Origin of the sequence: Micromonospora sp. NBC_01740 (genome assembly GCF_035920365.1) — a bacterium.
GTDB lineage: Bacteria > Actinomycetota > Actinomycetes > Mycobacteriales > Micromonosporaceae > Micromonospora > Micromonospora reichwaldensis.
Genome location: NZ_CP109150.1, coordinates 7,020,550 through 7,040,269, shown reverse-complemented (window position 1 = coordinate 7,040,269; position 19,720 = coordinate 7,020,550). Strand labels below are relative to the sequence as shown.

The window sequence follows — 19,720 nt, the reverse complement described above, 5'->3', positions numbered from 1 at the left end:
TCCGACAGAGGGAGGCGGCGTGGTGGAACTGGTACCGATGACGGCCGAGGAGTTCGCGCGGGTGCGGGAGCCGCTCGTGCGCTCGTACGCCGAGGCGATGGTCACCGACCGCGGCCTGGCGCCGGCCGCGGCCCTGGAGCGGGCCACCACCCAGCTGCGCGAACAGCTCCCCGACGGCGTCGACAGCGCCGGCGCCCTGCTCCGCACGGCCCGGGTGGGCGACGTCGAGGTGGGGTGGATCTGGGTGGGGCTCCCCGGCGGCCCCGCCGGGCCCCACACCGCGTGGCTCAACAGCGTCGAGGTGCATCCCGGACATCGCAGACAGGGGTACGGGCGGCGGATGATCCAGCTCGTCGAGGCGGAACTCGCCGCCCTCGGGGTGCCCGAGCTGGGGCTGAACGTCTTCGGCTCCAACACCGGGGCCATCCATCTCTACCACGACCTCGGCTACCGGGTGGCCGCCCAGCAGATGACGAAGCGGATCTCCCCGGCCGGCTGAGCCCGTCAGGAGTGTTCCCCGGCGCAGCGGGAACCCCGCCCCGGACGCACCTGGGGAGGAGCGACGGATGAGGCATGGCGGCGGACTGACCATCGGTGTGCTCGGCTCGTACGGCGGTCGCAACCTCGGTGACGAGGCGATCCTGAGCGGTCTGCTGGCCGATCTGCGCGAGCAGGAGCCGAACGGGCGGATCATCGTCTTCTCCCGGAACCCGGAGCACACCAGGATCGCCCATCCCGACGTGGAGGCGGTGCCCTGGGAGGGGATCAGCCGGACCGACTCGGCGCTGGTCCTGGCCCAGCTCGACGTGCTGATCCTCGGCGGCGGCGGCATCCTCTACGACCGGGAGGCCCGCCGCTACCTGCGGGTGGTCCGGGTCGCCCAGGAGCGGGGCCTGCCGCTGCTGACGTACGCGGTGGGGGTCGGGCCGCTCAGCGAGGACGTGGACACCGGCATGGTGCGGGAGACCCTCGCCAGCGCCACCCAGGTGACCGTACGGGACCAGGAGTCCCGGATGGTGCTGGAGGAGGCGGGGCTGCTCAACCCGATCACCGTCACCGCCGATCCCGCGTTCCTGATCGAGCCCGAGGACTTCCCGGCGGAGCTGCTCCGCGAGGAGGGGGTGCCGGCCGGCAAGCGGCTGGTGGGGATGAGCGTGCGGGAACCGGGCCGGGCCGCCGAGCGCCTCGACGTCGACGGCTACCACCGCCTGCTCGCCCAGATCGGCGACTTCCTGGTGCACCGGATCGACGCCTACGTGCTCTTCGTCCCGATGGAGCGCGACGACATCCGGCACTCGCACGGCGTGCTGTCGCACATGGTCGCCGCCGAGCGGGGCCGGATCCTGCACGGCACCTACTCGCCCCAGCAGGTGCTCGGGCTGATGCGCCACTTCGACCTGGCCGTGGGCATGCGGCTGCACTTCCTGATCTTCGCCGCGATGGCGGGCACGCCGTTCCTGCCGCTGCCGTACGCCGGCAAGGTCTTCGACCTCGCCCAGCGGCTCGGGGTGCCGGCGCTGCGCGGCGTGGAGCGGGAGGTCGAGGGCCCGCTCCTGGCCGAGGTCGACCGGCTCTGGGACGAGCGGGAGCAGCGGGCCGAGGCCACCGCCCGACGGGTGGCCGAGGTGTGCGACGAGGCCCGGGGAACCTCCCAGGTCACCCGCGCCGTGCTGGACAGCCTGCGCGCCCGCACCCTGGCCCCGGCGGTCTGACCCGCCGGCTCAGACCGCCGGCCCCCGCCAGCGGTAGCACCACCGGTCGGCGTCGGCGTCCACGGATTCCAGCTCGTAGATCTCCGCCTCGGCCAGCCCCTTCGCGCCGAGGTGGTGATGGGTCAGCGGCGGGCGGCCGTTCGGGTCCAGCTCCACGGTGACGGTCTCGCCGTCGGCCACGCCGCCGGCCAGGGGGATCTCTGCCGTTGATGCCATGCGCCCCATCCTGCCCCGCCCGGGGGGACCCCGCAGCGGATAGCGGGGCAGCGGGCCTGGGCGGACGGCACTAGGGTCGGTGGATGGCGGAGATGGCAATCGATCCCACGCTCGGCCCGGTGCTGGCGCGCACCGGCGACGAGCGCGCCGTGCTCGAATCGTTCCTCGACTTCCACCGGGGCGTGCTGCTGCGCAAGGTGCGCGGGCTCTCCGACGCCGACGCGGCCCGCCGGCTGGTGCCCTCGGCCACCACCGTCGCCGGCCTCGTCAGACACCTGACGCTGGTGGAGCGGAACTGGTTCCCGTGCCTGCTCGCCCCCGGCCCGGGCGACGTCTACCTCACCTCGGAGGAGGACGCGGCGGCGAGCTTCACGCTCACCGACGACGACACCGTCGAACGGCTCGCCGCCGCGTACGAGCGGGCCTGCGCCCGGTCCCGGGAGGTCGCCGGCCGGTTCGACCTCGACCACGTCGTGCCGCACCCGCAGCTCGGTGAGGTCTCGCTGCGCTGGATCCTCGTGCACATGATCGAGGAGACCGCCCGGCACGTCGGGCACGCCGACATCCTCCGCGAGCTGACCGACGGCGCCACCGGCGCGCTCTGACCGCCGGCCGCGCGGCGACCTGACCCTGACCCGGGCGCGCCCGCGCGCCGACGCACAGCGGGCTCAGCGACGCGGCAGCAGGTCGGGCGGATACTCCATGCCGTCGTGGGTGCAGGCCGCCGCGGCGACCCGGGCCGCGTACGCCGCCGCGTCGGTCAGCGCCGCGCCGCGCAGCCGGGCGGCGATCACGCCCGCCGCGAAGGCGTCCCCCGCGCCGTTGGTGTCGACGACCGGTGCGGGCGGCGCGGCGGCGGGCACCGCCGTCGGTGCGCCGCCGCCGGTGTGCAGTTCGGCGCCGTCCGCGCCCCGGGTCACCAGCACCGTGCGGGGCGCCAGCGTGGCGGCGAGCGCGCCGGCCCCCGCGCCCAGGCGGACCCCGCTGACGAAGACCAGGTCGGCCACCTCGGCGAAGGGCCGGTGGTAGGCGTTCCCGCCGTCCCAGTCGTGCAGGTCGGTGGAGAGGACGGCCCCGTCGGCCAGCCCCGCGCGCAGGGCGGTCAGCAGGGGAAGCGTCCAGTCCATGATCGACAGATGTACGTGGGCCGCCTGCCGGACGAGCGCGGTCACCTCGGCCGCCGGGAACGGGGCCGGCCCGTGCCAGGGGCGCGGGTCGTAGAGCGACATCCGCCGGCCGGCCGGGTCGACCATGTTCACCGACCGCCGGGTGCCGGCCGGGGCGTCGCCCAGCACGGCGTGCACTCCGGTGCGGGCCAGCGCGGCGCGGACCACCTCGCCGGCCGGGTCGACACCGATGACGTCCACCACCGCCACCCGGAGCCCGAGCGCGTGCGCGGCGAGCGCCACCCCCGCGCCGGTGTTGCCGATCCGCAGGTCGATCGGGTCGACGGTGACGGAGTCGGCGGCCGGCAGCGGGATCGCGGGCACCCGTACCCGCACGTCGACGCCGAGACCGCCGATCACGAGAAGGTCGTACACGCGCCCGACCCTATCCCCGCCGCCCGGCGGCCACGGGGCCCGGGCCGCCCGCCGCCCGCTCGTCCGGACGGCCGACGGTGTGCTGGCCGGGGCCGCCGGGCCCGGACCGATATCCTCGCCGGGGTCGTCGCGAGGAGGGGGACGCGTGCTGGTCGTCCACGGGGTCTGGCGCTCCGGCGTGGGGCTCGCCGTCTGGGCCGAGGACAGCGCGCTGCCGGCCGACGCGCCGCGCCGCCCTGGCCGGGCGCCCCGGGAACGGCCGCACCCGTTCGCCGCCGACCAGGCCGCGCTCGTCGCCGCGCTGGCCGCGACGGCCGAGCCGGCCCACCTCGGCACCGCCCTGCTCACCCTCCCCACCCGGGCCGGCGCACCGCTGGACTCCCCGGAACTCGTCCGCGCCGACGTCGCCGGGCCGGTCCGCGGGCCGGTCACCCTCGCCGGCTGGCGGGTGCCCGTCCTCTGGTACGCCCCCGACGCCGCCCTGGCCCTGCTGCGCGGCGTCGACGCGGTGGCCGCCGTGCCGGGCGCGACCCTGCGCCACCTCGCCGAGCTGGCCGACTTCGCGGTCGACCTGGCGGCCCGGGGCCGGGTCCTGCCCGGCCTCGCCGAGGCGCCCCCGACGGCTCGCGCCCGGGCGGGCGGGAAGCGGGCGGAGGCCGGCGCCCGGGCGGTCTGGCGGCCGCTGCTGACCGGCACGGACGCCGCCTGGGCCCGGGCGCTGGCGCTGGCCCTGCCCCCGGCCGCCCGCGCCGCCACCGGGCCGGACGAACCGGGCGACCCCGGTGCCGCGGCCGGGGCGGGCACCCCGTCCGGACCGGGTGCCGCTCGGCGCGCGCGATCCGGCCCGCCCGCCGGACGCCACCGGCCCGCGCCGGCCGCCGTCGACGCGCCGGGCGCGCTGGTCGCCGACGCGCTCGACGCGCTCACCGACGCCGCCGTCCGGGCGACCCTGGCGGAGACCGCGCTGGCCCGGGGCGTACGCCCGAACGGCGCGGTGCCGGCCTGGCTGGCGGCGCTCACCGGGCCGGTGCGGGAGTTCGCCGCCGACCCGGCCGCGCTGGACACCCTCCGCGCCGAACTGGACGCCTGGCAGCGCGACGCGGCCGGCGGCGCCGTGCGGGCCAGCTTCCGCCTGGTCGAGCCGCCGGCCGAGGAACTCACCGAGCCGGTCGCCGTGGTGCCCGCCGACCCGGCGGCGACGGCGCGACCGGCCGGGCGGTGGCGCATCGAGTTCGGGCTCCAGGCGGCGGACGAGCCGAGCCTGCACGTGGACGCCGGGCAGGTCTGGCGGGCGCCGGCCAGCGTCGCCGGGCTGGCCGGTCGCGGCGACGACCCGCAGGAGACCCTGCTCGCCGAGCTGGGGCGCGCCAGCCGGCTCTGGCCCGAGCTGGACACCGCCCTGCGTACGGCCACGCCGGAGGCCCTGGAGCTGGACGTCGAGGGGGCGCACCGGTTCCTCCGCGAGGGCGCGCCGGTGCTGCACGCCGCCGGGTTCGCCGTGCTGCTGCCGTCCTGGTGGCGGCGCCCGTCGTCCCGGCTCGGCGCCCGGTTGCAGGCCCGCAGCCGGACCGCCCCGGGCACCGTCACCGCCACCGTCGGGGGCGTCGGGCTGGACGCCCTCGTCGACTACCGCTGGGAGGTGTCCCTCGGCGACCAGCCGCTCACGGCCGAGGAACTGGCGTCGCTGGCCGCGCTGAAGACCCCGCTGGTGCGGCTGCGCGGGCAGTGGGTGGAACTGGACCCGAAGCGGCTCGCCGCCGGCCTGCGGCTGCTCCGGTCCTCCGGCGAGCTGACCGTCGCCGACCTGCTCCGGCTCGGCCTGGCCGACGCCGAGCAGCCGGACGCGCTGCCGGTGCTGGAGGTCGGCGCCGACGGCGCGCTGGGCGACCTGCTCGCCGGGGCGGTGGAGCGCCGGCTCGCCCCGCTGGACCCGCCGCCGGGGTTCCACGGCACGCTGCGGCCGTACCAGCGGCGGGGGTTGGCCTGGTTGGCGTTCCTCCAGTCGCTGGGGCTCGGCGCGGTGCTCGCCGACGACATGGGGCTGGGCAAGACGGTGCAGCTGCTCGCCCTGCTCGCCGGGGACCCGCCGGACGCCGGCCCGACCCTGCTGGTCTGCCCGATGTCGCTGGTGGGCAACTGGCAGCGCGAGGCGGCGCGGTTCACGCCGGGGCTGCGCGTACATGTGCACCACGGCGCGGAGCGGGCGCGGGGCGAGGCGTTCGGCGCGGCCGTGCACGACGCGGACCTGGTCCTCACCACCTACTCGGTCGCGGCCCGCGACGCGGTCGAGCTGGCCGGGATCGACTGGCGGCGGGTGGTCGTCGACGAGGCCCAGGCCATCAAGAACGCCGCCACCCGGCAGGCCGAGGCGGTCCGCGCGCTGCCCGCCCGGCACCGGATCGCCGTCACCGGCACGCCCGTGGAGAACCGGCTGGCGGACCTCTGGTCGATCATGCAGTTCGCCAACCCCGGCCTGCTCGGGCCGGCGGCGACCTTCCGCAAGAAGTACGCCGAGCCGATCGAGCGGCACGGCGACGCCGAGACGGCCGAGCGGCTGCGCCGGATCACCGGCCCGTTCGTGCTGCGCCGGCTCAAGACCGACTCCTCGATCATCTCCGACCTGCCGGAGAAGCTGGAGATGGAGGTGCTCTGCAACCTCACCGCCGAGCAGGCCTCGCTCTACCGGGCGATCGTCGACGACATGATGGCGCGGATCGAGTCCAGCGACGGCATCGAGCGCCGTGGGCTGGTGCTCGCCGCCATGACCCGGCTCAAGCAGGTCTGCAACCACCCCGCGCAACTGCTGCGCGACGGCTCGGCGCTGCCCGGCCGCTCCGGCAAGCTGGCCCGCCTGGAGGAGATCCTGGACGAGGTCCTCGCGGCGGGGGAGCGGGCTTTGCTCTTCACCCAGTACGCCGAGTTCGGTGGCATGCTGCGCGGGCACCTGTCGGCCCGCTTCGGCCGGGAGGTGCTCTTCCTGCACGGCGGGGTCGGCAAGGCCGACCGGGACGCCATGGTGACCCGGTTCCAGTCCCCGGGGGGACCGGCGATCTTCGTCCTGTCGCTCAAGGCCGGCGGCACCGGACTCACCCTCACCGAGGCCAACCACGTGGTGCACGTCGACCGGTGGTGGAACCCCGCCGTCGAGGACCAGGCCACCGACCGGGCGTTCCGCATCGGTCAGCGGCGCCGGGTGCAGGTCCGCAAGTTCGTCTGCGCCGGCACGGTGGAGGAGAAGGTGGCGGCGCTGATCGCCGACAAGCGCAGCCTCGCCGCCTCGGTCGTCGGCACCGGCGAGCAGTGGGTCACCGAGCTGTCCACGACGCAGCTGCGCGAGTTGTTCACCCTGGAGGCCGGGGCGGTGGTGGAGTGAGCGGGCAGGCGCAGGGCGACGGCGGCGCCAGCGGCCGGTTCGCCGACTACGGCCGGCCGCGCCGGGTCGACGGCGGGCTGCGGGCCCGCAGCACCCGGGGGGCCATCGGCCGGTCCTGGTGGTCCCAACGCTTCCTGGAGGTGCTGGAGTCGTTCGCCCTCGGCACCCGGCTGACCCGTGGCCGGTCGTACGCGCGGGCCGGACAGGTGGTCCGGCTGGAGGTCGCCCCGGGCACCGTCGGCGCCGTCGTGCAGGGCTCCCGCGCGCAGCCGTACGAGGTGAGCATCGCGCTGCCGCCGTTTCCGGAGGCGATCTGGGCCCGCGTGGAGGCGGAGCTGGCCGCCCAGGCGTTCTTCAGCGCCCGGCTGCTCGCCGGCGACCTGCCCCCGGAACTGGAGGAGCTGTTCGGGGCCGCCGGCGCCCCGCTCTTCCCCGCCGGCGTGGCGGAGCTGCGTCAACGGTGCAGCTGCCCCGACTTCGCCGTTCCCTGCAAGCATCTCGCGGCCACGTTCTACCTGCTCGCGGAGGCGTTCGACGCCGACCCGTTCCAGTTGCTGCACTGGCGGGGTCGGAGCCGGACGCAGCTGCTCGACCGGCTGCGCGTCCTGCGGGCCGATGCCGCAGGCGCCGACGACCAGCCGGCCGCGACGGAGGCCGCACCGGCGTCGCCGTCCCTGCCGAACGGTGCGGTGCCGACCACGCCGTCCAGCTCGGACGGTGCCGTGCCGGCCTCGCCGTCCATGTCGGACGGTGCCGTGCCGTCCGTGGCGGACGGTGCCGGACCGCAGCCCGCGCCGTCCATCCCGGACGGTGCGTTGCTGCCGACGGCGGAGTCCACGCGGGACGGCGCTGTTTTGGGTGCCGGGCGGGACGCCGTGGCCGCCCCGCCGGTCGGGGCGTCGCGGGCGCTCGCCGGCCTGCCGCCGGCGCCGCTGGCCGAGGCGGTCGACCGGTTCTGGCTGCCGCCGGTCCCGTTGCCCGACCGGCCACCCAGCCTGTCGACCGGACCGGACCTGCTGCTGCGGCAGCTCGGCGCGCCGGCCCCCGCCATCGGCGGGCCCGGTCTCCTGGAGCGGCTGCGGCGGGCGTACCGGCTCCTCGGCGGGTGAGACCGCCGGCGGAACGGTACGCGGCCCCGGCTCACAGCCAGCGGCGGCGGAACCGCCACATGAGTGCGGCGTTGGCCACCAGGACCACCGCGCAGACGGCCCCGGCCAGTCGCCCGGCCAGCACGGTCATCGCCGGCAGCGAGGCCCACAGCACGATCGTCAACAGCATCAGCCACCGGCCGCGACGGGCCCGGGCCCGGTTGTCGAGCCGGGCGAAGAACGCCGGATCGCTCTCCCGGAGCTGACGGGTGATCTGCTCGAACCTGCGCTGATCCTCTTTGCTGAGCATGTGCCTTCCCCTCACGTGTTCAGCGGTTCGGCGGCATACCCGCTGCGGCGGCGGCTCACGCTCCCGTCCTGCTGCTACTTTGCGGCCCCGCCCGGCCCACGCCCGTCCGGCCGCGCCCCGGCCCTCCGGGTGCGCGGGGAGCGCCTCAGCGCAGGCTTAGCCGAACCTTAAATTTGCCTGTGGCGATGAAATGACCCTCCCGCGCCGGGTCGGCCGCGATGGCCGGGTCCGGCCCGTGCCGTGCCGCGTACGCCCTGCTCGCGAGGTCCGTGCCGGGCGGCGCCGGGTTCCGGTGTCGCCGACCCGCGCTGAGCGGCGCCTTAAGTGCCGTCCTGGGGGCTTCCGGTGCTGCTTGAAGGCACCTGAACGCTTCATTACCTTCCGGTGACAACCCCCTCAGGCACCAGTCGCCGCACCTGCCCCCGTGCCCGGTGCCAGTCGTCGCGGCGCAGCAGAAACGGATTGGTACATGGCCGACCAGAATGTGCCACCACGGCGACCGCGGGACGATCGCGGATGGGACGGGCGTCAGTACCCCGCCGCCGGCGACGGTCACCGCGACACCTACGCCCCCACCCCGTACGGCCACGACGCGCGCGCCCCGCACCAGGGCGGACACCCCGAAGACACGCAGGGCCAGTACGCGCACGCCGGGCACCCGGCCGCGCGCGGGCCGCAGTGGGTCGGCCCGGAGGGCTTCGCGCGGCAGGCCGCCGCGCCGTCGGCCGGCCCGGGACTGCCCAACCTGGACGACGGCGACGAGCCGGGCCCCAAGGTCGGCCGGCGCAAGGCCCTCGTGGCCCTCGGCGGCACCGCGGCCGTGGTCGCCGGTGGCGCCGCCCTGGCGATGACCCCGCAGATCCGCAGCCTCCTCGGCGACGAGGCGGTGGCCGGCGACGCCACCGGCACCACGGTCACCGACGGCACCCCCGCCCGGCCGAGCGGCCAGCAGCCGAGCACGGTGCGCACCTACACCGAGCAGAACGAGAGCTACATGGGCTCCCGGGCCGGCGAGGCGCTGAAGAAGAACGCGCCGGCCGGCGGCCGGACCTTCTCCGGGCCGGCCGCCGCCGCCGCGGAGACCAAGGTGACCGTCAAGACGGTGCTCGCCAAGGACCCGATCCTGCACCTGGCCCGCCGGGCCACCTTCGGCGCCACCAGGCAGGTCCTCGCCGACATCAAGGAGCGGGGCATCGACGGCTGGCTGCGCTGGCAGCTCGACCCCGACAAGATCGCCCCGACGAAGGCCGAGCTGAAGCTCGCCGACCTGCCGACGCTGAAGCTGGGCACCGCGCAGCTGCGCGAGCAGCGCGAGCAGCTCAACGAGCGCGGCGCGCAGCCGGAGAAGGAGATGGTGGACGCCACCATCGCCCGGCAGATCTGGTCGCAGCGGCAGCTGTTCGAGGTCATGGTCGACTTCTGGAACGACTTCCTGCACGTCGCCGCGGACTTCGACGGGGGCGAGGTCTACCGGGCGTCCTTCGACCGGGACGTCGTCCGGGCGCACGCCCTCGGCAGCTACCCCGAGATGCTGCTCGCCGCGAACCGGCACCCGGCGCTGCTGCTCTACCTCAATCAGAACGACTCCCGCGCCGACGCGGTCAACGAGAACCTGGCCCGCGAGAACCTGGAGCTGTACTCGGTCGGCGTCGACGGCGGCTACACCGAGAAGGACGTCCGGCAGGCGGCCCTGCTGCAGACCGGCCGGGGCGTCAACGACGGGAAGTACGTGTTCCGCCCCGAGCGGCACTACGTCGGCAAGGTGAAGGTGCTCGGCTTCACCCACGCGAACGCCTCGAAGGACCCGAAGAAGGCCGAGGCGGCCATCGACGCGTACATCACGTACATCGCGCTGCACCCGTCCACCGCGAAGTACGTGGCGCAGAGCCTGGCCACCCGGTTCGTCTCGGACACCCCGCCGAAGTCCCTCGTGGAGCGGCTGGCGAAGTCGTACAGCCTGAACAAGGGCATGATCAAGCCGGTGCTGATGACGCTGTTCAGCTCCTCGGAGTTCTGGGCGGCGGTGGGCCAGAAGGTGCGCCGGCCGATGGAGTACCTGGTCGCCACGTACCGGGTCCTGGGGGTGTCCCCGGAGGCGTCGCCGAAGCACGACAACGGCGACAACAAGCGCACCCCGTACGCCCGGGGGCTGCGGCAGATCCACGACCGGATGCGCGAGCTGGGCCAGTACCCGATGGGCCAGCCCACCCCCGACGGCTACCCGGACGTCTACGTGGCCTGGACCTCCGCCGGCACCATGGTCCACGGCTGGAACGAGGCGGGCGAGCTGCTCGCCGGCCGACGCACCGTCTTCACCTACACCCCGCCGGAGAAGCTGGTGGCCCGGCCACCGGCCACCGCCGGGGCGTACGTGGACGCGCTGGCCCTGCGGCTGGTGGGTCAGAAGCTGAGCGCCAGGGAACGGTCCCTGATCCTCGGCGTGGCCGGCGTGGCTGCCGGCGACAAGGTCGACGCCACGTTCGACGGGGCCGTCACCGCCGTAGCGCGGGCGATCCTCGCTTCCCCCCAGCACCACCTCCGGTGAGGCACCCGATGGAGAAGACTGTGCACACGTTCCCCCTGCACCCCGAATGCCCCGACCTGCGGCGGCTGGCCGACGACCCGGCCGAGGCGCTGCTGCGGGCGGAGGCCGACATCGTCGCCGCCGAGAACGCCGCCGAGGCCGACCGCTACCGGCGGCTGGAGGACCTCGAGGAGGCCCAGCAGGACGGTCGGGGCGTGACCCGGCGGACGTTCGTGGCCGGCGCCGCCGCCACCGCCACCGCCCTCGCGACCGCCCAGTTCGTCACCACCTCGGCCTCGTTCGCCGCCACCAAGACCGGCACCCTGATCCACGTCTTCCTCTACGGCGGGCTGGACGGGCTGAGCCTGGTCGCCCCGGCGGACGACCCGGTGCTCGCCAAGGCCCGCCCCGACCTGCTGCTCGGCGACGACTCCCTGGCCGTGGGCCGCGGCTTCAAGCTGACCAGCGCGTTCAAGCCGCTGGAGAAGTGGCTGAAGAGCGGCAACCTGGGCTTCGTCCCGGCGGTCTCCGACGAGCGGCTGTCCCGCAGCCACTTCCAGGCCGCGGACGCCTGCAACCTCGGCGGGCTGCCCAGCGAGACCGGCGGCCGGGGCTGGCTGGACAGCCTGGTCGACGCGCTCGGCACGGGCACCGCGTTCCGCAGCGTCGGCATCGGCAGCACGCTGCCCCGGTCCCTGGTCGGCAACAACGGCGCGCTCTCGCTCAACAGCGTCGGCTCGCTGCGGCTCAACGGCGACGACCGGTACCGGGCCGCGACCGAGAAGGCGATCAAGGGGCTCTTCACCGGGATCAACCACCCGGTGCAGGACGCCGTGCAGGACGGCCTGGGCGCGCTGGCCACCGCGCAGCGCCTCGCCGCGAAGCCGTACCAGGCGGCCGAGGGCGTCGAGTACAAGGGTGTCGGCTACGCGTTCCAGCAGCTCGCCCAGCTCATCAAGGGCGGGGCGAACGTCCGGGTCGCCACCGTCGGGATGGGCGGCTACGACACCCACGAGAACCAGGGCACCCGCGACGGCGGTCAGCTGCACCGGCGGCTCAACGAGCTGGCCGGCGCCATGGCGGCGTTCTTCACCGACCTGGGGGAGAAGTCGGCCGACGTGACCATCATGGTCTCCAGCGAGTTCGGCCGGCGGGTCGCCTCCAACGGCGGCGGCACCGACCACGGCCACGGCGGGGTGGTCACCGTGCTCTCCGGCCGCAAGCTCGCCGGCTCGCTGCTGGGCACCTGGAACGGGCTGTCCGACCTGGACTCCGGCGACGTGCCCGAGTACAACAACATGTTCAACGTCTACGGGGCCGTCGCGCAGGGCCGCTTCGGGCTCACCAACGCGGAGGTGGACAAGATCTTCCCCCGGCAGAAGTACCGCCCGATGAAGCTGTACGCGTGACGTACCCGCGCACCCACGCCGCCGGCCGCCGCGCCGGGACGACCCCGTCCCGGCGCGGCGGCCGGCCGGCTGCGGACGTACGCCTCCTGGTGCCGCCGCGACGCGGACCCGGCGGCCGGCGGCTGCTGGCCGCGCTGCTCGTCGTCGGCCTGCTCGCCAGCGTGCTGCCCTGGTGGCTGGACACCCCGCCCGGATCGCTGCGGACGACGGCCGCCACCGTGACCGCCGCCGGCCGGATCACCGGGCTGGTCGCCGGCTACCTGCTGCTCGTGCAGGTGCTGATGATGAGCCGGCTGCCGATCCTGGAGCGGTGGGCCGGCGGCGAGCGGATCGCCCGCTGGCACCGCGACGTCGGGGCCACCCTGCTGGTGGCCGTGCTCGCGCACGCGTCGCTGATCCTGGTCGGCTACGCCGACCTGGAGGACAACCCGGTGCTCACCGAGGCCGGCGTGCTGCTGCGCGACTACGAGGACATGGTCTCGGCGTTCGCCGCCGCCGGCATCCTGGTGCTGGTCGGCCTCACCAGCGTCCGGGCGATCCGGACCGCGCTGCCCTACGAGCTGTGGCACGCCCTGCACCTGTCGAGCTACGCGGTGCTGCTGCTCGGCTTCGCCCACCAGTTCAGCAACGGCGCGCAGCTGTTCCGGCCCGGCCCGGTGCGCACCTTCTGGATCGCGATGTACGTGGTGGTGCTCGCCGCCCTGCTCTGGGGCCGGGTCGTCGCGCCGCTGGCGTTCAACCTGCGGCACCGGCTGCGGGTCGCCGACGTGGTCGCGGAGAGCCCGGACACGATCTCGATCTACCTGACCGGCGACCGGCTGGAGCGCCTGGAAATGCTCGGCGGGCAGTTCTTCCGCTGGCGGTTCCTCGCCCGGGGCTGCTGGTGGCAGGCGCACCCGTTCTCGGTCTCGGCCGCCGCCAACGGCCGCTGGCTGCGGCTCACCGTCAAGGTGGTCGGCAGGCACACCGCCGACCTGCGCGACCTCGAAGCGGGCACCCGCGTCTGGGCGGAGGGCCCGTCGGGCACCTTCACCGCCGCCCACCGCACCCGCGAGCGGGCCCTGCTGATCGCCGGCGGCAGCGGGATCACCCCCATCCGGGCCATGCTGGAGGAGTTGCCGCCCGGCGCCGCGCTGATCTACCGCGCCCGCACCCCGGACGACGTGCTGCTGCACCGCGAGCTGGACTGGCTCGCCGAGGCCCGGGACACCGCGATCTGGTACGTCGTCGGCTCCCGCCACGATCCCGGCCCCCGCCAGGTGATGAGCCCGGACGGGCTGCGCCGGCTGGTGCCCGACCTCGCCCGGCGCGATGTCTACCTCTGCGGCCCGCCCGGCCTGGTCGAGCAGTCGCTGCGGGTGCTCCGCGAGGCCGGCGTGCCCCGCCGGCAGATCCACCTGGCCACGTTCGAGCTGTAGGAAGGCTTCCATGCGTCGCGCCCTGCTCGCGATCACCGGCCTGGCGGCCGGCACCACCGCCATGGTGGTGCTGAAGGGCTCGCCGGGCACCAGCCCGGTCGCCCAGGACCTGCCGGCGGCGCCCCCACCGGTGGTCCCCGCGCCAGCCGGTCCGGCCCCGGGCGGCGGGGAGGTCTCCGCCCCGCCGTCGCCGGCCCGCACCAGCGCGTCCCCCCGGCCCGGTCGCACCGCCACCCGGGCGCCGGCGAGCCGGCCCAGCGTCACCAGCCGGGCGCCGTCCGCGCCGCGCACCACCACGAAGCCGCCGCCCGCGCCGACGACCCGCACCGTCACGGGGCCGGTGGTGGAGAACGAGTACGGCAACGTGCAGGTGCAGATCACCCTCTCCGGGACGCGGATCGTCGACGTGGTGGCCCTGGAGCTGCCCGAGGAGACCGCCCAGTCCGACCAGCGCAGCGAGCAGGTCGACGGCCGCTACAGCGGTGGCTCCGGGCTGGTGGTGCAGCGGCAGAGCGCCGACGTGGACACCGTCTCCGGGGCGACCGCCACCAGCACCTCGTACAAGCAGTCGTTGCAGGCCGCGATCGACCGGGCGAGGTGACGTGCCGGTGCCGGCGGCGGGGCGGCGCGAGTCGGGCGGGTGTCCGTCGGCGACCAGGCCGGGGCTGCGCCGGGTCGAGCAGGTCATGGGCACCGCGATCAGCCTCGACCTCGCCGACGACCTGCCCGCCGCCGAGCTGGACGGGCTGGCCGGGGACGTGTTCGCCTGGCTGCGCGAGGTGGACGCCCGCTTCAGCACGTACCGGGCGGACAGCGAGGTGTGCCGCGTCGACCGGGGCGAGCTGCCGCTCTCCGGGGCCGGCGCCGACCTGCGGGACGTGCTGGCGCGCTGCGCCGACCTGTGGAAGGCCACCGACGGCTTCTTCGACGCGTACGCCACCGGGCGGCTCGACCCGTCCGGCTACGTCAAGGGCTGGTCGGTGCAGGTCGCCTCGGACCGGCTGCTCGCGGCCGGGGCGGCGAACCACTGCCTGAACGCCGGCGGCGACGTGCGGATACGCGGCCACTCCTCGACCGGGCGACCGTGGCGGGTCGGCGTCCGCCACCCGTGGGACGCGATGTCCACCTGCCTCGTGCTCACCGGCACCGACCTGGCCGTGGCCACGTCCGGCGTCTACGAGCGCGGCCACCACGTGCTCGACCCGCGCCGGGGCGTGCCGGCCCGGGGGCTGCGCTCGGTCACCGTGGTCGGGCCGGACCTGGGGCTGGCCGACGCGTACGCCACCGCAGCCGTCGCGATGGGCCCGGCCGGCATCGGCTGGCTGGACGGCCTGCCCGGGCACCAGCACGCGGTCGTCACCGACGACGCCCGCCTCCTGCACTCCGCCGCCCTGCCCCTGGCCGGCTGAGGATCAGCGGAAGGGGCGGGTGGTGGCGGGGCGGGAGCCGAGGGGTCGCGGGCGGCCCGGGCGGGAGCCGACGGGACGGGTGACCGGCCAGCGGCGGCGCGGCCGGTGCCGGGGCGGCGGCTCCGCGCCGTCCGGCTGGCGCGCGGTGTCATCGGTGGACATGTAACCCCCCGCTCCCGGCGCGGGTGCGCCGTCGCCGTGCTCAACGAGCGCCGGCCCTCCGGCGTCGCTGCCGCGCCGCCGTCACATGCCCCGGCGCGGCAGCGGCAGGTGCCCGGGGAGCAGGTCGGAGGTGATCCTGACCCCGGTGGCCCGCAGGGCCTCGATCAGCGCGTTCTGCACCAGGTAGGAGTCGGGCAGTTGCCAGCGGGCCTGTTCGGGCGCGACCGCCCACCGGACGGTGCCCTCCGGCAGCCGGGTCGGTGGGGCCGGGATCCAGGAGCCGGGACCGTGCCGGACCACGTGGAAGCAGTGGTCCAACTCGGGGCGGAGCGGGTCGCCGGTGCGGACCAGGAACATCCAGCGGCCGGTCGGCGTCACCAGCACCGGCCCGCGTACGCCGACGCCGGCCGGGTGCGTCCGGACCGCGTCCAGCACGTGCCGGCCGAGGTGCGTGGGGACCTCCAGCACGTCGAACGCCCGCCCGGTGGGCAGCAGCACCCCGTGCGGCCGGGTGCGCCACCAGGTCGCGACCCGGGCCGGGTCGGCGCTCGCCGCGTGCTCCCAGTTCTCCAGGGCGGGGTGGCAGCCGACCGTCGGACAGCCGGCCCGCCCGCAGACGAAGCGGCTGCGGGCGAGGCAGGCGCCGGGGGTGACGTCCCAGCCGTGCAGGGCGTACCGCACGGCCACCCGGCGCAGCCGCACCCGTTCCAACGGGGACAGTTGAACGACGCGCGGCGCGACATTCCCCCACATGTGCCATCTCCCCTCGCCGGACCCGGCCGGTGCCCAGGTCGCATGTCGAGCACCGTCACTGCCGTAACCCGCGATCGTTGAGCTGACGAACGGCTCGTGCAACTTGCACGAAAACTACGAGAACTGGCTGTATGGCTGACGCACACGCTGTGCGACCAGCGAAAACCTGAGACGTACGGATCGATCGCCGCACCCGGCAGGACCGGCCGGCACGCCCGCTCGAGCAGGCACAGGGGAAGGAACGGGTGGATGGACGAGTTACCCATCGGGCGGCGGGTGGCCTACTGGCGGGGGCGGCGCAAGATGTCGCAGCAGGTCTTCGCCGACCGGCTGGGCAAGTCGAAGAGCTGGGTGGACAAGGTCGAGCGCGGGGTGCGCCGGCTGGACAAGTTCTCCGTCCTCTACGAGATCGCCGACATCCTCCAGGTCGACGTGCAGCTGCTGCTCGGCAAGGACCCGGAGCGGCGTACGGACGCGCTGAACTGCATCGACCAGGTGGAGGTGCAGGAGATCCGGGCGGCCCTGGAGCGGTACGACTCGATGAGCGCGTACTTCGACGCCGCGCCGTGTCCGCCGCCCCTGGGCGACATGCGCAAGGCCGTCAACCACGCCTGGCTCACCTACCAGTACGGCCGCTACGGGATGCTCACCCGGGCGCTGCCGAAGCTGCTGCGCGACGCCCAGGCCGCCGACGCCGGCCACGGCGGCGACCAGGCGGTCGAGGCGGCCCACCTGCTCGGGCAGGTCTACCAGATCGCCTCGTCGGTGCTGCGCAAGCTGGGCGAGTGCGACCTGGCCTGGCTGGCCGCCGACCGCTCGATGGCGGTGGCCCAGCGCGCCGACGACCCGCTGCTGGCCGGCATCGCCACCACCCGGGTCTGCAACGCGCTGGTGGCGATGGGCCGGCCCCGGCCCGCGCTCGAACTCAACGTCACCATCGCCAACCGGCTCGCCCCCGGCTGCGGCAACGCCGCCGACCCGGCCCTGCTCTCGGTCTACGGGATGCTGCTGCTCCAGGGGGCGATGGCCGCCGCCCGGATCGGCGACTCCGCCACGGTCGGCGACCTGATCAACGGCGCGCACGAGGCGGCCGTCCTGTTGGGCGGCGACCACAACCACTACTGGACCTCGTTCGGGCCGACCAACGTGGAACTGCACCGGGCGGCGGCGGCGGTCGAGCTCGGCGACGGGGGCCGGGCGGTCGAGGTGCACCAGCAGCGCATCCAGGAGCCGGCCTTCGGCGCCCTGCTGCCGGAACGCCGGGCCCACCACCTGCTCGACATCGCCCGGGGCTTCGCCCAGATCGGCGACGTGGCCAACGCCGGCGAGATGCTGCTGCGCGGCGACCGCCTCGCCCCGTCGGAGATCCGCTGCCGGCCGATCGCCCACGAGGTGATGTCGGACATCCTGCGTCGCACACGTGGTGCGCCGCCTTCTCCGATTGCGGAGTTGGCTGAGCACATGGGAGTTGGGGTATGAGCGCGGAGCCGGCCTGATGACCGGCCCGCACCCGAGCAGCGAGCGCCGCGAGGTGCTCTACGTCATCGCCTGCGGTTCGCCGCTGGCCCGCCACGTCGGCCGGCTCGTCGAGCTGGCCCACCAGGACGGTTGGGACGTCTGCGTGGTCACCACGCCGGACGGCGCCAAGTTCGTCGACCGGGCCGCGCTGGCCCGGCAGACCGGCCATCCGGTCCGCACCCACTACAAGAATCCGGGCGATCTCGACGTGCTGCCGCAGGCCGACGCGATGATCGTCTGCCCGGCGACGGTCAACACCGTCAACAAGTGGGCGGCCGGCATCACCGACACACTGGCCCTCGGTCTGCTGGTGGAGGCGCAGGGCCTGGGCGTGCCGGTGGTGGCGGTGCCGTACACGAACGCGGCGATGGCGGCCCACCCGGCCTTCCGGGCGGGCATCGCCCGGCTCGCGGAGTGGGGGGTCACGGTGCTCTTCGGCGATGACGTCTTCCCGTTGCACCCGCCGGGCACCGGCGAGCGGCACGTGCACGCCTTCCCGTGGGCCCTGGGTCTGGCCGCCGTACGGGACCGGCTCTGCCCCGTCGCCTGACGCGTGCCGACGGGTCCCCGGCTGACGTGTGGCGTCCGCCGGGGACCCTTCGGCACCGGGGGAGCGCTGGGACACGCCGCCGCGTCGGTGGGCGAGGGCCCCGGCCACGGCTCGCGCCGGTAAGCTGGCCCGCCGTGAGCACCAACGCAGTCCCGCCGACCGTCGCCGACGTGGTCGCCGAGCTGGAGCGGCGCTATCCGCCGGCCTGGGCCGAGGACTGGGACCGGGTCGGGCTGGTGCTCGGCGAGCCCTGCGCCCCGGTGCGCCGGGTCCTCTGCGTCGTCGACGTGGTGCCGGAGACGGTCGCCGAGGCGCTCGACGCCGGCGTCGACATGATCGTCGCCCACCATCCGCTGCTGCTGCGCGGCGTCTCCTCGGTGGCGCCCACGACCTTCAAGGGCCGGATCGTCCACCGGCTGATCAAGTCCGACGTGGCGTTGTACGTCGCGCACACCAACGCCGACGTGGCCGCCCCGGGTGTCTCCGACGCCCTCGCCGCCCGGTTCGGGCTGACCGGGCTTCGCCCGCTGCACCGGCCCGCACCCGGCTCGCCCGCGCACGGCGACGGCCGGGGGATCGGCCGGATCGGCGAGCTGCCGGAGCCGATGACGCTGGCGGAGCTGACCCGGCACGCCGCCGCCGTACTGCCCGCCACCGCCTGGGGAGTTCGCGCCGCCGGGGATCCCGGGCGTATGGTTCGTACCCTCGCGGTCAGCGGCGGCGCGGGGGACGGCTTCCTCGCCGACGCGACCGCGGCCGGGGTGGACGCGTTCCTCACCGCCGACCTGCGCCACCACCCGGCCGGCGAGCACCTGGCCGCCGACGGCCCGGCCCTGCTCGACGCCGCCCACTGGGCGACGGAACGACCGTGGCTGGACGACCTGGCCGTCCTCCTGCGGGAGGCGACGGGTGTCGAGACGCTGGTGTCCGACCTGGCCACCGACCCGTGGACCGTACACGCCGCCCCACCCGCGGTGGACGACAAGGAGCCCAGAACGTGAAGGCTGACCCCCAGGTCCAGCGCCGCCTGCTCGACCTCCAGGCGATCGACACCACCCTCGCCCAGCTCGCCCACCGGCGGCGTTCGCTGCCCGAGCGGGCCGAACTGGACGCGCTGGCCCGGGAGCTGTCCGCGCTGGAGGACGAGCGGGTCCGCGCCCAGGTCGCGGTTGACGACCTGGACCGGGACATCGCCCGCATGGAGAAGGACGTCGACCAGGTGCGGGCCCGCAAGTCCAAGAACGAGGCCCGGCTCGCCGCCGGCACCGGCCCGGCCCGGGAGCTGGAGGCCCTGCAGCACGAGCTGGTCTCGCTCAACCGGCGTCAGGGCGACCTGGAGGACGCCGAGCTGGAGCTGATGGAGCAGCGGGAGACGGCCCAGGGCGTGCTGGACGGCGTCGAGCAGCGGCTCGCCGAGGTGCGGGAGAAGCGCGACGACGCCGAGCGGCGCCGCGACGAGAGCCTGGCGGAGATCGCCAAGGAGGAGGAGTTCAAGCGCGGCGCCCGCCAGCCGCTGGCGGGCGACCTCCCGGCCGACCTGGTGCAGCTCTACGACAAGATCCGCGAGGACACCGGGCTCGGCGCGGCGCTGCTGACCGCCGGCCGGTGCGGCGGCTGCCGTCTGACGCTCTCCGGCGCCGACGTGGCCCGGATCCGCAAGACCGACCCGGACGAGGTCGTCCGCTGCGAGGACTGCCGGCGGATCATGGTCCGTACCAACGAGTCCGGCCTGTAGTC

General features: G+C 75.3%; 19 protein-coding genes. 14 read left to right on the top strand and 5 right to left on the bottom strand.

Features of this window, described 5'->3' with window-relative positions:
- The first annotated feature begins 19 nt into the window (after nucleotides 1-19).
- Both OG989_RS30625 and OG989_RS30620 read left to right on the top strand, forming a co-directional pair.
- Nucleotides 20-499, top strand: coding sequence for a GNAT family N-acetyltransferase (locus OG989_RS30625; RefSeq protein ID WP_327029226.1), 480 nt, complete (start codon nucleotides 20-22; stop codon nucleotides 497-499).
- 67 nt (nucleotides 500-566) lie between these two features.
- The gene (locus tag OG989_RS30620) at nucleotides 567-1,712 is read left to right on the top strand and encodes a polysaccharide pyruvyl transferase family protein (protein ID WP_151455184.1); all 1,146 of its coding nucleotides are present in this window, start codon (nucleotides 567-569) and stop codon (nucleotides 1,710-1,712) included.
- 9 nt (nucleotides 1,713-1,721) lie between these two features.
- Here OG989_RS30620 and OG989_RS30615 read toward each other — a convergent pair whose 3' ends face one another.
- Nucleotides 1,722-1,928, bottom strand: coding sequence for a hypothetical protein (locus OG989_RS30615; RefSeq protein ID WP_151455183.1), 207 nt, complete (start codon nucleotides 1,926-1,928; stop codon nucleotides 1,722-1,724).
- Between the two features lie 83 nt (nucleotides 1,929-2,011).
- On the opposite strand from OG989_RS30615, the gene OG989_RS30610 reads away from it, so the two are divergent.
- Nucleotides 2,012-2,533 carry a DinB family protein gene (locus OG989_RS30610; protein ID WP_151455182.1) on the top strand — a complete coding sequence of 174 codons (522 nt, stop codon included), beginning with the start codon at nucleotides 2,012-2,014 and terminating at the stop codon, nucleotides 2,531-2,533.
- Between the two features lie 63 nt (nucleotides 2,534-2,596).
- Here the strand turns inward: OG989_RS30610 and OG989_RS30605 are convergent, their stop codons facing one another.
- Complete coding sequence (locus OG989_RS30605; protein WP_327029225.1) at nucleotides 2,597-3,469, bottom strand: carbohydrate kinase family protein; 873 nt, start codon at nucleotides 3,467-3,469, stop codon at nucleotides 2,597-2,599.
- 145 nt (nucleotides 3,470-3,614) lie between these two features.
- Between OG989_RS30605 and OG989_RS30600 the strand changes: the two genes are divergently transcribed.
- Together OG989_RS30600 and OG989_RS30595 are read left to right on the top strand one after the other, a co-directional pair.
- Nucleotides 3,615-6,842 carry an SNF2-related protein gene (locus tag OG989_RS30600; RefSeq protein ID WP_327029224.1) on the top strand — a complete coding sequence of 1,076 codons (3,228 nt, stop codon included), beginning with the start codon at nucleotides 3,615-3,617 and terminating at the stop codon, nucleotides 6,840-6,842.
- Nucleotides 6,839-7,951, top strand: a complete 1,113-nt coding sequence (locus tag OG989_RS30595) for an SWIM zinc finger family protein (protein ID WP_327029223.1) — start codon at nucleotides 6,839-6,841, stop codon at nucleotides 7,949-7,951. Before OG989_RS30600 ends, OG989_RS30595 begins: the two co-directional genes overlap by 4 nt.
- Before the next feature lie 31 nt (nucleotides 7,952-7,982).
- On the opposite strand, the gene OG989_RS30590 is transcribed toward OG989_RS30595, so the two are convergent.
- The gene (locus OG989_RS30590; protein WP_121400370.1) at nucleotides 7,983-8,240 is read right to left on the bottom strand and encodes a DUF3040 domain-containing protein; all 258 of its coding nucleotides are present in this window, start codon (nucleotides 8,238-8,240) and stop codon (nucleotides 7,983-7,985) included.
- A gap of 469 nt (nucleotides 8,241-8,709) precedes the next feature.
- On the opposite strand from OG989_RS30590, the gene OG989_RS30585 reads away from it, so the two are divergent.
- From OG989_RS30585 to OG989_RS30565, 5 genes are all read left to right on the top strand, one after another.
- Nucleotides 8,710-10,785, top strand: a complete 2,076-nt coding sequence (locus OG989_RS30585) for a DUF1800 domain-containing protein (RefSeq protein ID WP_151455178.1) — start codon at nucleotides 8,710-8,712, stop codon at nucleotides 10,783-10,785.
- Nucleotides 10,786-10,805: 20 nt separating this feature from the next.
- Nucleotides 10,806-12,173, top strand: coding sequence for a DUF1501 domain-containing protein (locus OG989_RS30580; RefSeq protein WP_225852252.1), 1,368 nt, complete (start codon nucleotides 10,806-10,808; stop codon nucleotides 12,171-12,173).
- Nucleotides 12,170-13,591, top strand: a complete 1,422-nt coding sequence (locus tag OG989_RS30575) for a ferredoxin reductase family protein (RefSeq protein ID WP_327029222.1) — start codon at nucleotides 12,170-12,172, stop codon at nucleotides 13,589-13,591. The genes OG989_RS30580 and OG989_RS30575 overlap by 4 nt, the downstream gene beginning before the upstream one ends.
- A gap of 10 nt (nucleotides 13,592-13,601) precedes the next feature.
- Nucleotides 13,602-14,192 carry an FMN-binding protein gene (locus OG989_RS30570; protein ID WP_151455175.1) on the top strand — a complete coding sequence of 197 codons (591 nt, stop codon included), beginning with the start codon at nucleotides 13,602-13,604 and terminating at the stop codon, nucleotides 14,190-14,192.
- 85 nt (nucleotides 14,193-14,277) lie between these two features.
- A complete protein-coding gene (locus OG989_RS30565) occupies nucleotides 14,278-15,000 on the top strand; it encodes an FAD:protein FMN transferase (RefSeq protein ID WP_327031271.1) in 723 nt (240 codons plus the stop codon).
- Nucleotides 15,001-15,003: 3 nt separating this feature from the next.
- Here the strand turns inward: OG989_RS30565 and OG989_RS30560 are convergent, their stop codons facing one another.
- Complete coding sequence (locus OG989_RS30560) at nucleotides 15,004-15,162, bottom strand: hypothetical protein (protein ID WP_158619084.1); 159 nt, start codon at nucleotides 15,160-15,162, stop codon at nucleotides 15,004-15,006.
- 81 nt (nucleotides 15,163-15,243) lie between these two features.
- Entirely contained in the window at nucleotides 15,244-15,915 is a 672-nt protein-coding gene (locus tag OG989_RS30555; protein ID WP_327029221.1) for a bifunctional DNA primase/polymerase, read from the bottom strand.
- Nucleotides 15,916-16,164: 249 nt separating this feature from the next.
- On the opposite strand from OG989_RS30555, the gene OG989_RS30550 reads away from it, so the two are divergent.
- From OG989_RS30550 to OG989_RS30535, 4 genes are all read left to right on the top strand, one after another.
- Complete coding sequence (locus OG989_RS30550) at nucleotides 16,165-17,394, top strand: helix-turn-helix domain-containing protein (RefSeq protein WP_151456239.1); 1,230 nt, start codon at nucleotides 16,165-16,167, stop codon at nucleotides 17,392-17,394.
- Nucleotides 17,395-17,410: 16 nt separating this feature from the next.
- The gene (locus OG989_RS30545) at nucleotides 17,411-17,983 is read left to right on the top strand and encodes a flavoprotein (protein WP_151456238.1); all 573 of its coding nucleotides are present in this window, start codon (nucleotides 17,411-17,413) and stop codon (nucleotides 17,981-17,983) included.
- 170 nt (nucleotides 17,984-18,153) lie between these two features.
- On the top strand, nucleotides 18,154-18,984 hold the full coding sequence (locus OG989_RS30540) for a Nif3-like dinuclear metal center hexameric protein (RefSeq protein ID WP_192581510.1): 831 nt from the start codon (nucleotides 18,154-18,156) through the stop codon (nucleotides 18,982-18,984).
- The gene (locus OG989_RS30535) at nucleotides 18,981-19,718 is read left to right on the top strand and encodes a zinc ribbon domain-containing protein (RefSeq protein WP_151456236.1); all 738 of its coding nucleotides are present in this window, start codon (nucleotides 18,981-18,983) and stop codon (nucleotides 19,716-19,718) included. The genes OG989_RS30540 and OG989_RS30535 overlap by 4 nt, the downstream gene beginning before the upstream one ends.
- The last annotated feature ends 2 nt before the right edge of the window (nucleotides 19,719-19,720 follow it).